15 protein-coding genes are annotated in these 14907 nt (G+C 42.4%); 5 read left to right on the top strand and 10 right to left on the bottom strand.

What is annotated here, in order from left to right; translation table 11 throughout:
* Positions 1–1137 (top strand): lactonase family protein, encoded by a 1137-nt coding sequence (locus ACTJKG_RS01690; protein ID WP_172335983.1) that lies wholly within the window; start codon positions 1–3, stop codon positions 1135–1137.
* Between the two features lie 101 nt (positions 1138–1238).
* Here the strand turns inward: ACTJKG_RS01690 and ACTJKG_RS01685 are convergent, their stop codons facing one another.
* The 4 genes from ACTJKG_RS01685 to ACTJKG_RS01670 form a co-directional block, all read right to left on the bottom strand.
* Positions 1239–1724, bottom strand: coding sequence for a hypothetical protein (locus ACTJKG_RS01685; RefSeq protein ID WP_172335984.1), 486 nt, complete (start codon positions 1722–1724; stop codon positions 1239–1241).
* Positions 1725–1778: 54 nt separating this feature from the next.
* Complete coding sequence (locus ACTJKG_RS01680) at positions 1779–1940, bottom strand: hypothetical protein (RefSeq protein ID WP_172335985.1); 162 nt, start codon at positions 1938–1940, stop codon at positions 1779–1781.
* 81 nt (positions 1941–2021) lie between these two features.
* Positions 2022–2603, bottom strand: coding sequence for a non-canonical purine NTP diphosphatase (locus ACTJKG_RS01675; protein WP_172335986.1), 582 nt, complete (start codon positions 2601–2603; stop codon positions 2022–2024).
* Positions 2604–2674: 71 nt separating this feature from the next.
* Positions 2675–3298, bottom strand: coding sequence for a hypothetical protein (locus ACTJKG_RS01670; RefSeq protein ID WP_440738163.1), 624 nt, complete (start codon positions 3296–3298; stop codon positions 2675–2677).
* Between the two features lie 180 nt (positions 3299–3478).
* Here ACTJKG_RS01670 and ACTJKG_RS01665 point away from each other — a divergent pair, with 180 nt between their 5' ends.
* Together ACTJKG_RS01665 and ACTJKG_RS01660 are read left to right on the top strand one after the other, a co-directional pair.
* The gene (locus tag ACTJKG_RS01665; RefSeq protein ID WP_172335988.1) at positions 3479–4921 is read left to right on the top strand and encodes a peptidylprolyl isomerase; all 1443 of its coding nucleotides are present in this window, start codon (positions 3479–3481) and stop codon (positions 4919–4921) included.
* Positions 4922–4930: 9 nt separating this feature from the next.
* Positions 4931–5893: an AAA family ATPase gene (locus ACTJKG_RS01660; RefSeq protein ID WP_440738162.1), complete on the top strand. Its 963-nt coding sequence runs from the start codon at positions 4931–4933 to the stop codon at positions 5891–5893.
* Between the two features lie 170 nt (positions 5894–6063).
* On the opposite strand, the gene ACTJKG_RS01655 is transcribed toward ACTJKG_RS01660, so the two are convergent.
* Positions 6064–6927, bottom strand: a complete 864-nt coding sequence (locus ACTJKG_RS01655; RefSeq protein ID WP_440738161.1) for a hypothetical protein — start codon at positions 6925–6927, stop codon at positions 6064–6066.
* 290 nt (positions 6928–7217) lie between these two features.
* On the opposite strand from ACTJKG_RS01655, the gene ACTJKG_RS01650 reads away from it, so the two are divergent.
* Positions 7218–7889 (top strand): hypothetical protein, encoded by a 672-nt coding sequence (locus tag ACTJKG_RS01650; protein WP_172335991.1) that lies wholly within the window; start codon positions 7218–7220, stop codon positions 7887–7889.
* Positions 7890–7895: 6 nt separating this feature from the next.
* Here ACTJKG_RS01650 and cysS read toward each other — a convergent pair whose 3' ends face one another.
* The 5 genes from cysS to mutL all read right to left on the bottom strand — a co-directional run bounded on the left by cysS (position 7896) and on the right by mutL (position 14488).
* On the bottom strand, positions 7896–9359 hold the full coding sequence (cysS, locus tag ACTJKG_RS01645; RefSeq protein ID WP_172335992.1) for a cysteine--tRNA ligase: 1464 nt from the start codon (positions 9357–9359) through the stop codon (positions 7896–7898).
* 425 nt (positions 9360–9784) lie between these two features.
* Entirely contained in the window at positions 9785–10897 is a 1113-nt protein-coding gene (locus ACTJKG_RS01640) for an endonuclease/exonuclease/phosphatase family protein (protein WP_172335993.1), read from the bottom strand.
* Positions 10887–11765, bottom strand: a complete 879-nt coding sequence (locus ACTJKG_RS01635; protein ID WP_440738160.1) for a rhomboid family intramembrane serine protease — start codon at positions 11763–11765, stop codon at positions 10887–10889. The genes ACTJKG_RS01640 and ACTJKG_RS01635 overlap by 11 nt, the downstream gene beginning before the upstream one ends.
* Before the next feature lie 125 nt (positions 11766–11890).
* Entirely contained in the window at positions 11891–12607 is a 717-nt protein-coding gene (locus tag ACTJKG_RS01630; protein WP_440738159.1) for a rhomboid family intramembrane serine protease, read from the bottom strand.
* Positions 12608–12631: 24 nt separating this feature from the next.
* Positions 12632–14488 carry a DNA mismatch repair endonuclease MutL gene (gene mutL / locus ACTJKG_RS01625; protein ID WP_172335996.1) on the bottom strand — a complete coding sequence of 619 codons (1857 nt, stop codon included), beginning with the start codon at positions 14486–14488 and terminating at the stop codon, positions 12632–12634.
* Positions 14489–14563: 75 nt separating this feature from the next.
* On the opposite strand from mutL, the gene ACTJKG_RS01620 reads away from it, so the two are divergent.
* Positions 14564–14881, top strand: coding sequence for a hypothetical protein (locus ACTJKG_RS01620; RefSeq protein WP_440738158.1), 318 nt, complete (start codon positions 14564–14566; stop codon positions 14879–14881).
* Positions 14882–14907: the final 26 nt, after the last annotated feature.

Below are 14907 nucleotides of genomic sequence, written 5' to 3'. Positions count from 1 at the left end.
ATGAAGAAAATCGCATTATTCGTTGTTCTGTTGCTGCCTTTGTTAGCGCAGGCGCAAAGCAAGCAAAACAAAAAGAAAGGCCCCTCAACTTATGACCTCGTTATTGGTACCTATACCACTGGTACCAGTAAAGGTATAGCCGTTTACCGCTTTTATGCCGAAAACGGCAGGCTGGCTTACCTGAGCCAGATTGATGGCGTGGTGAATCCCTCCTATGTAACCGTAAGTGCCGATAATAAATTTATATACGCTGTAAACGAGTTACCCAAGGGCGAAGTAAGCTCCTTTTCATTTGAGGCTAAAACGGGCAAAATACAGTTCATCAATAAACAATCGTCACTCGGCGCCGATCCTTGCTACATCACTGTAGATAAAGCCCGTAAAAACGCATTTATCGCCAACTACTCCAGCGGACAGGTTACGGTAATGCCAATCAACAAAGATGGCTCATTAGCCAACGGTGTAGAAACGGTAAAAAATGATGGCACAGGCCCTAATAAGGAACGCCAAGAAGGCCCTCACGCCCACATGAGCATATTATCGCCCGATGAAAAATACGTGTTTTACAATGATTTGGGGACTGATAAAATATACAGCTATCGTTTCCGCTCAGGTAAAAGCTCACCTTTAACCGATCCCACATCGATAAGGGTAACCCCTGGCGATGGTCCGCGCCACCTGGATTTTTCGCCTGATAAAAAACACGCCTACCTGATCACCGAAATGGGATCAAACGTTTATGTATTTGATTATGATAATGGTAAGCTTAAACAAAAACAAACCATAACCCTGCTTCCTGAAGGTTTTAAAGGCCAAACCGCAGGCGCGGCTATTCATATATCGCCTAATGGCAAATTTCTGTATGCGTCCAATCGTTTAGAAACTAACGAGATCATTGTGTATGCCATCAATCAGGAAACCGGCGAACTTACTTTTGTACAGCGTCAATCATCAATGGGTAAAAACCCTCGTGATTTTGCTATTGATCCTACAGGTAAATTCCTGCTGGTAGCCAATCAAAGCAGCGACAGCATTTTTGTATTCCGGATCGATCAAACCACCGGCCGTATTTCGCCAACCGGCACTAAACTGGAAATTGGTAATCCGGTATGTTTAAAATTTGTACCTGCCGAATAAGGTGAAAGGCAAAAGGATTTTACAAAAAAGGCAAAGTTGATGCTATTCAACTTTGCCCTTTTTTATTTACGGATAAAGACCTTTCTCCTTTTGCCCTAAGATTATTTGCTTTTTGTAAACGAGTAAATGATATACCCGGTGCCGTTACTGCCAATGGCAACAGGTGCTTTCAGGGTCATGGTTGAGCCATCATTACCCGCTATATCTAAACGATAACCTTCGGCAACGTTTTTGGCTTTATCGCCTTCGTATAGTTTTTTGAACTGGAATTGTGTACCGGTACTGCCGCCATTATAAACCGACCAGAATATAGTTTGTGATGCACCGTTCGATAAAGTATACACACCATTGCCGCTATTGGTTAGTTTCCAGGTACTGCCAGCAAACGCTTCCGGAGGTGCCTGATCAAATACATTTTGAACAGCATTTTGTACCAGACCATCATAACTTACATTATTTAACGTCCAGGTACCCACAAATTTGCCTCGTGATACATTGTTTGATACCGTGCTTTTTTGTCCTGAGCAAGCCGATAAAACAAGAATAACAGATAAGATTGCGATTGAGGTTTGAAATATCTTTTTCATGATTGGGGTTATTTTATGGCATAAGAGCATAAATCCTGCCAAACCTGGCTAAACTCAACAGTTTTTTAGCTTAAGCTTTTTTTGAATTTCATCTAATCGCTTATTGATAGCCTCGGTTATCTGGTCTGCTTCTTTAATATGAGTAAGGCTATTGGCAAATTGCTGATCGTTATTTTTGGAAAATACGTTACGGCTAAAATTTTTGACGGTTTTCATAGGCACTCCTAAAGGCTTAGTTATACGAGCATTTAAGCGGAATGTTACGCCCAGGTTAACCGAAAAACAATTATTCTTAATTTAGCTTAACGTACTTAAAAAATGGATGAGTTGATCCATGGCTTTGGCGCGGTGGCTTATCCTGTTTTTTTCTTCCAGGCTGATCTCGGCAAAGGTAACATTGTAACCATCGGCTTCAAATATGGGGTTGTAGCCAAATGGGTCATTGCCACTGGGTTCGGTGCGGATGCTGCCTTCAACAGTTCCGTCAAAAAAGTGCTCCTCCCCATTCCATATTAATGATATCACTGTGCGGAAACGTGCTTTGCGATTGGTTTCGCCGGCTAAATTTTGCAGCACTTTGTTAATATTAGCCATTTGATTGCCGTGCCCGCCTGCATAGCGTGCCGAGTAAACTCCTGGTTCGCCGTTTAAGGCATCTATCTCCAGGCCGCTATCGTCGCCAAAACAATTTAGTTTATATTTCTGATAGATATATTGACTTTTTATGGATGCATTTTCGCGAAAGGTAGTGCCGGTTTCTTCAATATCATCGGTACAACCAATATCATCCAGGCTAAGCAGTTCAAACCGGCCGTTTATTTTGGCCGATACTTCTTCCAGTTTATGACGATTGTTGGTTGCAAAAACTAATTGCTGCATATTTTATGGGATGTAAGATTAAAGGGATAAAGGATTTTTAGACTAAAGACTTTAGACTCCGGACTGTAGACTTACAAAGCTTTCATCAGCTCCCAGAAAATTTTCTTATTATCAACACTGTCCATCATCTCGTCAAAACTAAAACTATATAACGCCGTGCGGTTTCCTGATGTTTTTGGCATGTTTAGGGTAAGCCCGGTCATCCCTTGCGGTGTAGAAGCCTGGCCTAATAATAATAGCTTTACAGGTTTAAAAAACGCGGCGAGCTGAGCAATTGTAGTGGTGCTATATTTAGCCATGTTGAATATAACCACATCATCAAGGCTAAACTCCTTGCGTTTCAGTATATTTTGCAGGGCAGCTAGATGGGCATCAGCTATAAATTCCTGATCAGGGTAATGAACCAGTATTAAGAAGTTTTTTAAATTTTTACCCAGATAATTAAAAGCAGGCTCGGGCGTTTTAACCTCGGGCTTAGCTTCCTGAGGTACAATGTCAATAACCGGCGTTTTTATTTCTGGTTGAGGTTCCTGAATAACAGGGGTATCAACCTGCGTTCTTATTTCAGGTTCGGATATTTCTTGAATAACAGGTGGAAGTATTTCTCTTTTTTCATAAAAGGATTTGTCTGCATTTAACAGGTAAAGATCATCCTGTAATATAAAACGGAGGGCAACTGGGTTTTCAACTTTCACTTTAACAAATTTTAACCAAAAGTAGTTAAACGGTTTCAAGCTTTATAGCCATATTAGCACAATTATAGGCGCTTATATTTAATTGCCGTTTTTTGTTCAGCTATAATTAATAAATTTTACCGAAATTCGAAGTTTTTAACGGACTATTGATCCGTATTATTTAGAGTATAAGTGCATTACATGAGAAAGTTAGGGATATTCATTTTAAGTTTTGTTTTGATCATATCAGTTGCCCGGGCGCAAACCAAGGCCGATTCCACAGCAAAGGCAACGGCTAAGGCCGATTCGACGGTGGTACCATCGGGCCCAAAGCATACCTTAGATAAAATTGCAGCCATTGTGGGTAACGCCCCTATATTACAATCGGATATTGAATTATCATATGCTCAATTTCTTGTTCAGGGTAATCAACCAGATCCGGGTGTAAAATGCCGCATCCTGCAATCGTTATTAACACAAAAATTATTGGCACAGCAGGCTGCTATTGATAGCATCGAGGTAAAAGAGGATGAGGTTGATAACAATGTTGACCGCCGTATGCGCGAGATGACCCAAAGAGCCGGCGGACAGGAAAAGCTGGAAGCATTCCTGGGCAAATCGGTTATTCAGTATAAAGATGAGATTCGTCCCGACCTGAAAGAACAAATGGTTGCGCAGAAAATGCAGCAGCACATTACCGAGAAACTGAACGTTACCCCGCAGGATGTTAAAAGCTATTACGATAAGATCCCGAAAGATAGTTTACCATCTTTTAATAAAGAGGTGGAGGTTGGAGAGATCGTATTTCAACCCAAATTAAATAAGGAAGAAAAAGAACTGTATAAGGAAAAAGCAGAGGAACTGCGCCAGCGTATTAAAAAAGGCGAAGATTTTGGAACGCTTGCCCGTTTATACTCTCAGGATCCGGGTTCGGCACCTGATGGTGGCGATTTGGGCTTTGCCGACCGTACAACCTTTGTGAAAGAGTTTACAGCGAATGCGTTCAGACTTAAAGCGGGGGAAATATCACCGGTGTTTGAAACCGATTTCGGGTTTCACTTTTTACAGGTGATTGAGCGCCGTGGCGAGCAGGTACACGTTAGGCATATATTAATAGCTCCGGTAATAACCCAGGCCAGTTTAGAAAGGGCTAAAGTAAAAGCCGATAGTATTTATACCCTGATGATGACCAATAAGAAGATCGATTTTTCGAGCGCTGCTGCTTATTATTCTGATAACAAGGACACCAAGTTCAATGGCGGTATGATGCTGAATGCCGAAAACGTTCAAACCCGTACTACCTTTATCCCTACAGATAAGCTTGATCCTAAGGTTGCCCTTACGGTTGATACCATGAAAATTGGCAGCATATCAAAACCCGATGTATTTACCGGTGCCGATGGTAAAAAAACGTATAAGATACTGTACCTTAAATCGGCAACAAGTGCGCATAAAGCCAACCTGGAGCAAGATTTTCCTAAATTAAAGGATATGGCATATGAGGATAAAACCAACCGTACGGTAACTCAATGGTTTGAAAAACGCAGGAAAGAGACTTTTATTAGGATCGACCACGAATATCAATCTTGTGATATATTGAAAAAATGGATCACCCCGCCAACAATCACCGCGCAAGCTAAATAAAACAACTATATGCAACACCGATCTGACGTGGAAGCTGCCGATGCTTTAAGGCAGGCATATCAGCAAATACGCTCTGAAATAGGTAAAGTTATCATCGGGCAGGATGAAGTGGTGAAATTTGTATTGGTATCCATCTTTAGCAATGGTCATTGTTTGCTGGTTGGGGTACCGGGCTTGGCCAAAACCCTGCTGGTACAAACTATTGCCAGGGTGCTTGATCTTGATTTTAAACGCATACAATTTACGCCCGATCTTATGCCCTCAGACATTATCGGGTCTGAAATACTGGGCGAAGACCGGAATTTTAAATTTATACCCGGTCCGGTTTTCTCCAACATTATTCTGGCCGACGAGATTAACCGCACACCACCCAAAACGCAGGCTGCTTTATTAGAGGCCATGCAGGAGAAAGCAGTTACCGCTGCCGGTGTTACCCATAAGTTGGCCCAGCCGTTTTTTGTACTGGCTACCCAAAACCCTATTGAACAGGAAGGTACCTATCCACTACCCGAGGCACAGCTTGACCGCTTTATGTTTAGCGTAGCGCTAAACTATCCATCTTTTCAGGAAGAGCTGCAGGTAGTTAAAAACACAACGAGTACCACGCAAACAGAGGTAAACAAAATACTCAACGCTGCGCAGATCACCTATTTTCAACAGCTGGTGCGCAATATACCGGTTACCGATAATGTATTGGAGTATGCCGTTAAGCTGGTATCCAAGACCCGGCCCAATGGTGAATTTGCAACACCACAGATTAATCGTTTACTAAGCTGGGGTGCAGGGCCAAGGGCATCGCAGTTCCTCATCCTGGGCGCTAAATGCCACGCGGTGATCAATGGTAAGTATTCGCCCGATATTGAGGACGTACAGGCCATAGCTAAACCTATTTTAAGCCACCGTATTGTACGCAGTTACCATGCCGAGGCCGAAGGGCTGTCGGCCGCTGACATTATTCAACAGCTGTTTTAAAAGAAGTTAATAAGAAGGCTGGTGTCATACTGGGCTTGTCGAAGTATCGCACGCCAAGGCCAGCCCACCATGCTTCGATGGGCTCAGCATGACAGCCACTATAAAGAGCTAAAACAAAAAGGGAGCATTTTTCAGAAATGCTCCCTTTTTGTTTATGTTATAGAATCTGTTTATTCGTTTTCAATTGCTGAGAACACTTCCAGCAGGATATCCCATTTTTTTGATTTATCCAGTTCCCAGATACGCACATAGTTGTAATTGCTTACCACATTGCCTTTGGTTATACGGGCATGGCCATAAGTATAAGCCAGGTCGTTACTGGCAGAGCGGCCACCGTCTGTAGTTTCGGCAGTGATACTGATAGCCTGGTTGTTTATGAACTTCATAATTACATCCGGCCCTGTCATTGGGTCGAACCCCGGGAAATAATAACGGGCCTCGGGACTTAAAAACTCTTTGTAGCTGGCCAGTGCAGATATGGTTAACGAGTGGTTAAATATCTTATCGGTATTTACAATGATGCTTTTTGCGGTAAATGGATCCTTGCTTGGCGCGGTGCGGGCTGCTGTAGGCTCTTTAAAATCAGTTACCTCTTCCTGCTCTGGTTCCGGGTGTTGTATGCCCAGATCTATCAGCAGCTTTAGTTTACCTTCGGCATCAGAGCGCCAAACAGAAACGTAATCGCCAAAAACTTTGTCGTCATCGCTTTTACCATTGGTATAAGTATAAGGGCCAGCGGTAAAGGCTAAATCGCCATTGGCTGATATACGGCCAAACTTAGGTACCCAGCTCAGCTTGCCGGCCTGTTTATCAATATTAGAGTAAAAGTCGGTTATTTTAACGGCGTTGGGTTTAAAAACAATACCTTCAGGATCGGCAACGGACAAAAAACCGTCTTTTATGCCTTTGCGTTCAACTAACTTATTAAAGGCTTCTTCGGCACTAACCACTTTATTTACTTGTGCGGGAGCGGTTTGCGCAAAGGCAAACGCACTGTAACCAATAAACGTAGCAGCTAATATTATTTTCTTCATGGTCATATTAGATTTTGGGGCAATTTAACAATAAATTTTAAGTCGGGAATGTAATTTGAATTAAGGTGATAAGTAAATAACCCTGCAACATTGCAGCCAAATAGGTTCATGTTTGAAACGAAACGATTGATATTTAATTGTAGCTGAACAGGGTTAATCATGTAAAAAATGATACCTAATGGCAAATATTAACTAAATGCGTTAAATTAAAAACTAATTAACCGCAGAGGCTTGATTATGTTTTGATTAAAAAAATCATTATGTTCATATTTATAAAAAATTACGTTGTAATGAACAAGTTTATTGTCTGTTTAATGGTTATGGTATTGGGCTATTTAAGCACTCATGCCCAGATAATTCATGACCTGCAGGGTAAGCCATACATGGAGAAATCCTATACCGAAGTGGATGGTACTCCTTATCTGATTGATAGTTGGACCGGGGCGACAATTACCTTTTCTAACGGTAAAGCCACCAATGTTAAAGTAAAATATGACCTGGTAAAGGATGTGCTTTTATTTCAGCATCAAGGCGATTCAACGGCGATGTATTTTATTGAGCCGGTGAAGGGCTTTACGTTAACCAATGGCTTTATTAATGAAAGCAACATTCTGCCATTGGTGTTTAATAGTGGCTACCCGGCCATTGACGTGCAAACACCGGCCTCATTTTACCAGATAATTGCTCCGGGCAAAATGCAGCTGTTAAGGCACTATCGAAAAGCTATACGTACCGATCAGGCTTTTAATTCGGCTACGGTTACCAAAACGTTCGCCTATACCGATTTTTATTACCTGTATGCCGATAACAAGATCATCCGTATTAAGCCGAGCCAAAAGAGTATCCTGGCCGCTATGGCTAATAAAAGTACAGAGATGCAAGCTTATTTGAAAAATAATACCGTAGACTATAAAAACGACGCTGCATTAGCCAAGCTGTTCAATTATTACAACTCGCTTTAACGGTTTTTAAGATTTGCTCCAGTGCGTACCGTCTTTACTGTCCTTAAGCTGAAAACCGATCCGGGCCAGGCCATCACGTATCTTGTCTGATATGGCATAGTCCTTATTGATCTTGGCCTCGCTTCTCAGCTCAACTATAAAGTTCAGTATATTGGGTAAATCGTCATTGGCGGCTTGCTCATCTTTTAATCCCAATACATCAATAACAAAAGTGTTCATTAAGCTTTTGAGCTGTTGCAAATTGGCTTCATCTATCTTCATCTTGCCATCCTGAACCGAATTGATCATGCGCGAAGCCTCAAACAGTTCGGCAATAAGCACCGGGCTGTTAAAGTCATCGTTCATAGCCGCGTAGCAACGCTGTAACAAGGGCTCTATCTCCACTTCGGTAGTGCTGCTTGCCTTTAAGCCGTTAAGCAGGGCAAAGGCGTTCATTAAGCGTTTAAATCCTTTTTCAGAGGCCTCCATGGCTTCGTTACCAAAATCAAGCGTACTGCGGTAGTGGGCCTGCAGCATAAAAAACCTTACGGTCATGGGGCTGTAGCCTTTATTCAGGATGGAGTTGTTGCCGGTAAAAAGCTCATGCGGCAAAAAGCTGTTGCCTAATGATTTTGACATTTTTTGCCCGTTCACCGTAAGCATATTGGTATGCACCCAGTAATTGGCCGGGTTTACACCGCAGCAGGCTTCGTGCTGAGCAATTTCATTGGTATGGTGGGTGGGTACCAGGTCGATGCCGCCGCCGTGTATATCAAACTGGTTGCCCAGGTATTTTTGGCTCATGGCCGAGCATTCCAAATGCCAGCCCGGGAAGCCTACGCTCCAGGGTGATGGCCACTTCATCAGGTGCTCGGGCTTGGCTTTTATCCACAGGGCAAAATCAAGCTTGCCGTGCTTTTCGTCCTGGCCACCAAGTGTACGGGTATTGTTTAACAGGTCTTCCAGGTTACGACCGCTCAGTATGCCATAGTTTTTGCTTTTGTTGTACTTTTCTACATCAAAATACACGGTGCCATCAACCTCATAGGCATACCCTTTTTCCAGTATTTGCTTTACCATTTCTATCTGCTCAATAATATGGCCGGTAGCGGTGGGTTCAATACTGGGTGGCAGCGTATTAAATATTTGCATTACATCATGAAAGCCAACGGTGTACTTTTGTACAATTTCCATCGGCTCCAGCTGTGCTATTTTTGCTTTTTTTGATATTTTGTCTTCACCCTCATCGCCGGCATCGCCTTCCAGGTGACCGGCATCGGTCACGTTACGCACATAGCGAACCTTGTATCCTATTTGGGTAAGGTATCTGAAAATAAGGTCAAATGATATATAGGTACGACAGTTACCCAGGTGTACATCGCTGTAAACAGTAGGGCCACATACGTACATGCCCACATGGGGCGCGTTAAGCGGTTTAAATTTTTCCTTTTTACGGGTTAAAGTATTGTAAACAAACAAATTTTGTTGCATGAGCGCAAACTTACGATTTTTTCAATTTCATGCTAATATAGAGCCCAGAGATTAGAATCAAGAATCAAGATTTACGGCAATACCAGGATTATTTTACATGCTCTTGATTCTTGACGCTAACATGCCACCTCTTGCCCTAACTAAACGGGTAGGTTGAATTTAAGCAAGATGGCTAAACCTGGTTAAAAAAGTGGGTTTACACATTTTATGGAAAAACGAGCAAAAATTTCACTATATATTTGATAATAAGGCTTTTAAAATTATGTTAACCCCAAAAAGTGTAAACCATGTAAACCCACTTTTTTAACCAAATGGGCTATTATTCTGTTGAGGGGGTATATGCGCTGTCCGAAGTCTCTGACTTCGGACTATTGCTACATAAAGCACTTAGTGTTTCTTGATTCTTGGCTCTTATTTTTTGCTTCTTAATTGAGCACCACATCACTGCGCAGGGGGTAATGGTCGGATAGTTTTTTTTCGATGATCTTGTACGTAGCTACGTCAAACTGCGGGCTGGCCATAATATAATCGATCTGGTAATTGGGGAAATCGCCATTATAGGTACGTCCAAACCCTGATCCTTTCTGGCGGAACGCGTTTTTTAAGCCTTTAGCCATTTGGTTAACGGCAAATGAGGTAGGCGTATCATTAAAGTCGCCGGTAATAAGGTAAGGATATGGGCATTTAGCAGCGTGTTCTTTGATCTTGAAAACCTGCTCACTTCTTTTTTCAAAGGCAATCTTGAGCTTGCCCCCCAAACGTTTGGTTGATTGCATATCTGTTTTGCCCTTTTTGGATACACTGTCCAGGTATTTATAATCTTCGGGATCAAAGCGGATAGATTGCAGATGGACGCTATAGAAGCGGAAAACCTTCTCCCCCCTTTTTACATCAACAAACAGGCATTGGTTCTCGGATTTGGTTTCTGTAAGGCGGATGAGTCCTTTGCCTACTATCGGGAACCGGGAAAAAATGGCCATGCCAATGGCTTCAGTATTGTTAAAGTTAAATGGTTCGAAATAAAAATTGCTGGCCCCGATGATCCTGATCAGGGAGTCGCGCATTTCATACTGGCCCTTGTTTTTAGTATAGAATTCCTGGAAACCAATAATATCCGGCTGTTGTTGACTAATGAGGGTTAGGATCTGATGCTTGGTGGAGATATCATTTGAGGCGCCATACCGCTTAAAATTATGCACGTTATACGTCATTACCCTGATGGCATTTGTAGCTGCCGGTTTTTCGGTTTCGGCACTCCCCAGTCTGAAGCCAATGTTGTTAAACAATACGCCATAACCCAGCAAGATAGTAACCAGTGATAACAGGAATTGCCAGCGGCGACGCAACACCCAATAGGTAAGCATGATGAGGTTAAAGATGAGTAATACAGGATAGGCCAGGCCAAAAAAGGCGAAGAGCCAGACCTTCCGCGGGTCAACGTTTGGCGCTAAATAGCTTATCAGTAAAGCAACGCATAACAACAGGTTTATCCATAAAATTATTTTACCTATAAAACTCTGTTTGCGTTTAACTTTCATTATTGCTTGCGCGAAATAAAATTTCTTTTTCCTGCTTGGTCAGGCTGTCATAGCCCGATTGTGATATTTTATCTAAGATACGGTCAATATCTTCTTGACGTGGAGACTCGGTGCTATTTTTATTGAAGTTTTTAGCCGCTACTTTTAATTTGGGCCTGGCTTTAAATATATTGCCGATACTGCCTATCCAATCGTGCCCTTTTTGTAATTGTTTAATATAAACAAAGCCAAGTAACGCGCCGCCCAGGTGAGCTATTTCGCCGCCTGCGTTGGGGCCAACAACGCCCAGAAAATCAATCACCAGGATCACAAATACCAGCCATTTTAACTTTACAGGTCCAAACAGGATCAATGATATGGTATAATTGGGCAGCAGTGTGGCCGTAGCCACCACAATGGCCATAACACTGGCAGAGGCGCCCACGATTAAAGCAGAATCGGCAGCGTGCAGGCGGGTAAATGCGGGTAGCAGGTTATAAGCCAGCAAATAAAATAATGCGCCGGCAAGGCCACCCATGATATACAAACCAATGGTGCGCTTATTGCCCAAATACTCTTCAAATATTTGTCCCATCCAGTACAGCCACAGCATGTTGAACAGGATATGCAAAACCCCATCATGCATAAACATGTAGGTAATGGGTGTCCAGAAATGAGTGAGTAATGCCTGAAAAGAAGCTGGCATGCGCAGGTACTCCACCGAGAAGGCTAAGATATTGCTGTTGCCAAAACCGGTAAACAGTAATTGTTCTAAAATGGCTGAAACATTGATAAGCAAAAAGACGGCTACATTAATGCCAATGAGGAGGTTAAGCTTATTGCCCGACCGCAGCATTTTGTATTGAATATTTTGCCAAAGCGTACTCATAAAATATACTTTCGTTTATAATATCCGGTAGTTAGTATCAAGTATCCAAATTTAGTAATAACCATAATTATCGCTTTGGGAGGTTGTCTTGATACTTGCTACTAACTACTTGATACTAATCATAATTAATAAAAATTGTTTGGCCTTTGTAAACGCCAAACTTTTACCATAATATAACCAATGAGCGCGCCACCCAAATGCGCGAAATGCGCCACCGAATCGCCCGAATACTGTTTAACACCCAAAAATAACTCTAATATCACATATACAGGTATAATATATTTTGCTTTAATGGGTACCGGGATAAACATGATCATCAATTCCATGTTGGGATAAAGCATGCCAAAAGCGATCAACAAGCCGAATATGGCACCTGATGCGCCTACTATTGGTACATAGTATATTTCGGCTAATTTTTGTGCGTTTGCTCCGTACGCGGCAAAAGATTCTGGCAGGCTGGGATGAGTTATAGTGAATGCACCTGTTATAGCATGTACCTCATAAGCCTGAACCAATGTTTGAAATACAATGGCTCCAATGCCGCAAATAAAATAGAAATTAAGAAACCTTTTTGACCCTATCGAATACTCAACGATGGGGCCGAAAGAGAATAGCGCAAACATGTTAAAAAAAATGTGTGCGAACCCTCCATGCATAAACATATAGGTTATAACCTCCCATAGTCTGAAATTCGGAGAGTTAAAATAATATACCGGCAGATACTTAAACACATCGGGGATGAATTTTTCCAGTGTGAGAGAACCTATAAAGAATATAATATTAATGATCAACAGGTTTTTTACAACCGGTGGTATATTGGCAAAAGGTGATTGACTGTTCATACTATAAATAAAAGCCTACGGGGGTTATTTTTCAAATCGTTCTAAAAGCTCGGCCATGGTAAAGGTACTGATTACGGGCTTACCGTTCAATGCCTGGTTTGGTGTTTCGCAGGCAAAAAGCTGGTCAATAAGCTGGTTCATTTCCTCCAACGATAATTTGGTGCCGGTTTTAATAGCCGCGTTACGCGCCAGTGAACGGGCCAGGTTATCACGCTTATCGAGTTTTAAAATAGCCATATTATTTTTAAAGCCCTCCAGCAAATGCTCTAACAACTCATGCTCACCTACATTGCTCAGTTCGGCGGGTATACCTTCTACCACTACCGTATTTTTGCCAAACTCGCGGATGTCAAATCCCAGAGACCTTATATCAGGCAACAATTCTCTTAATAACTCAAAATCGCTGCCGTTTAGTGTGACCGACTGCGGGAATAAACTTTGCTGACTTACACCCGAATGATTTTGCAATTGCAGTAAAAAACGTTCATACAAAATGCGCTCATGCGCGGCCTGCTGCCCTATAAGCATAAAGCCCGATTTAATCTGCGACAGGATAAAACGGTTATGGATCTGGAATAGTTGGCGTTCGCTTGATTTGCTTACTTCCTGCTCATTTACCGCGATGCGCTCTTCCTGGTGCAATTCATGCTGCAGGTTTTCTTCTTTTTTGCTGATCTCATACAGCGTATCCCAGTTTTTGGGTATAGGGCTGCTTTTAAAACCGCCATCCGCCCTCAAAAAAGGGTGCTCGCGTACCGGTTTTTGTTCCGAAGCAAAAGGGTTAAAATCGGGGTTGAAAGATATGGTCGGCGCTACGATCTCCTCAAAAGGCTTGGGCGTTATCAGGTGCTCAATGCTGTTCTCCTGATCAAAATCCAAACTCGGCGTAATGTTGTATCGCCCCAATGAACGTTTTACCGCCGAACGGATGATGGCATAAATAGCCTTCTCGTCCTGGTATTTGATCTCGGTTTTGGTGGGGTGCACGTTGATATCTATCCGGGATGGGTCGATATCAATAAACAATACATAAAACGGGAAGCTATCATCGGGTAACAGCTCTTCAAAAGCGGTAATTACCGCATGGTTCAAATAAGCATCGCGGATAAAACGGTTGTTTACAAAAAAGAACTGCTCGCCCCGGGTTTTGCGGGCAAATTCGGGCTTCCCTACAAAACCACGCAGGTTAATGATGGTGGTATCTTCCTCTACCGGTACCAACCGCTGGTTATAGTTATTGCCAAACAGATGCACAATGCGCTGTTTTAATGCGGCCCCCGGCAAATGATATACCTCCTGCCCATCATGGTGCAGAGTGAAAAATATCTGCGGATTGGCCAGTGCTACCCGTTGAAATTCGTCGATGATATGGCGCATCTCTACCGGGTTGCTTTTTAAAAAGTTGCGGCGTGCCGGTGTATTATAAAAAAGATTTTTAACCGATATAGAAGTGCCGGTATTGGCCTGGCAGGCATCCTGGCTTACTACTTCGGAGCCTTCAATAAAAATGCAGGTGCCCAGCTCATCCTCATGGCGGCGGGTTTTCATTTCAACCTGTGCTATGGCTGCTATAGATGCCATGGCCTCGCCCCGGAAACCCATGGTACGGATGGCAAACAGATCGTCGGCTTTGCGTATTTTTGAGGTGGCATGGCGTTCAAAACACATGCGGGCATCGGTAAGGCTCATGCCGCAGCCATCATCAATAACCTGTATCAATGATTTGCCTGCGTCTTTTACAATGAGCTGAATTTTTCCGGCCCCCGCGTCGATCGCGTTCTCCACTAATTCCTTTACGGCAGATGCGGGGCGTTGCACCACTTCGCCTGCGGCAATCTGGTTGGCAACGGCATCCGGTAAAAGCTGTATGATATCTGACATCTAAAAAAAATCCCTCCAATTTCGAATTCGATGCTAAATTAAATATTTGAAGGCATAACTTTATGATTTGTATTTATGGCAGATATAATTCCTTCATTTAATGACTTTCAGGAAGTAATTGAAATTCTTGAGATCATCCAAAGTAAAATAGATATACAAACTGATATTGTATGGACAAGATTTAACTCTGCCCAGGATCTTACAAATGAATTAACCGATTGTATTCAAAAACTTCGGGTAGGTGATCATCAAACACTTAAAGAAGTATATATGCTTTTTGCTCCTACAGGTACGTTTCAGGAACTTTCTATTTCAAATGGCTGGAGCCATGAATATTTAAATTTAGCTCACCAGTTTGATGTTTATTACGAAAAGTTTAAAAAAGATAATTGATCTAATTTTTAAAGGCTATGCTAAAT

Origin of the sequence: Mucilaginibacter sp. 22184, assembly GCF_052045695.1 — a bacterium.
GTDB lineage: Bacteria > Bacteroidota > Bacteroidia > Sphingobacteriales > Sphingobacteriaceae > Mucilaginibacter.
Note: the sequence above shows the minus strand (reverse complement) of the source record. Positions and strands in the feature narration are given on the sequence as shown.

Bases quoted from the DNA above. Each gene is read 5' to 3' on its own strand.
- ACTJKG_RS01685 (WP_172335984.1), bottom strand. From the start codon at position 1,724: ATGAAAAAGATATTTCAAACCTCAATCGCAATCTTATCTGTTATTCTT.
- cysS (WP_172335992.1), bottom strand. From the start codon at position 9,359: ATGCAACAAAATTTGTTTGTTTACAATACTTTAACCCGTAAAAAGGAA.
- ACTJKG_RS01655 (WP_440738161.1), bottom strand. From the start codon at position 6,927: ATGAAGAAAATAATATTAGCTGCTACGTTTATTGGTTACAGTGCGTTT.
- ACTJKG_RS01675 (WP_172335986.1), bottom strand. From the start codon at position 2,603: ATGCAGCAATTAGTTTTTGCAACCAACAATCGTCATAAACTGGAAGAA.
- mutL (WP_172335996.1), bottom strand. From the start codon at position 14,488: ATGTCAGATATCATACAGCTTTTACCGGATGCCGTTGCCAACCAGATT.
- ACTJKG_RS01660 (WP_440738162.1), top strand. From the start codon at position 4,931: ATGCAACACCGATCTGACGTGGAAGCTGCCGATGCTTTAAGGCAGGCA.
- ACTJKG_RS01650 (WP_172335991.1), top strand. From the start codon at position 7,218: ATGAACAAGTTTATTGTCTGTTTAATGGTTATGGTATTGGGCTATTTA.
- ACTJKG_RS01635 (WP_440738160.1), bottom strand. From the start codon at position 11,765: ATGAGTACGCTTTGGCAAAATATTCAATACAAAATGCTGCGGTCGGGC.
- ACTJKG_RS01665 (WP_172335988.1), top strand. From the start codon at position 3,479: ATGAGAAAGTTAGGGATATTCATTTTAAGTTTTGTTTTGATCATATCA.
- ACTJKG_RS01640 (WP_172335993.1), bottom strand. From the start codon at position 10,897: ATGAAAGTTAAACGCAAACAGAGTTTTATAGGTAAAATAATTTTATGG.
- ACTJKG_RS01630 (WP_440738159.1), bottom strand. From the start codon at position 12,607: ATGAACAGTCAATCACCTTTTGCCAATATACCACCGGTTGTAAAAAAC.
- ACTJKG_RS01690 (WP_172335983.1), top strand. From the start codon at position 1: ATGAAGAAAATCGCATTATTCGTTGTTCTGTTGCTGCCTTTGTTAGCG.
- ACTJKG_RS01680 (WP_172335985.1), bottom strand. From the start codon at position 1,940: ATGAAAACCGTCAAAAATTTTAGCCGTAACGTATTTTCCAAAAATAAC.
- ACTJKG_RS01620 (WP_440738158.1), top strand. From the start codon at position 14,564: ATGGCAGATATAATTCCTTCATTTAATGACTTTCAGGAAGTAATTGAA.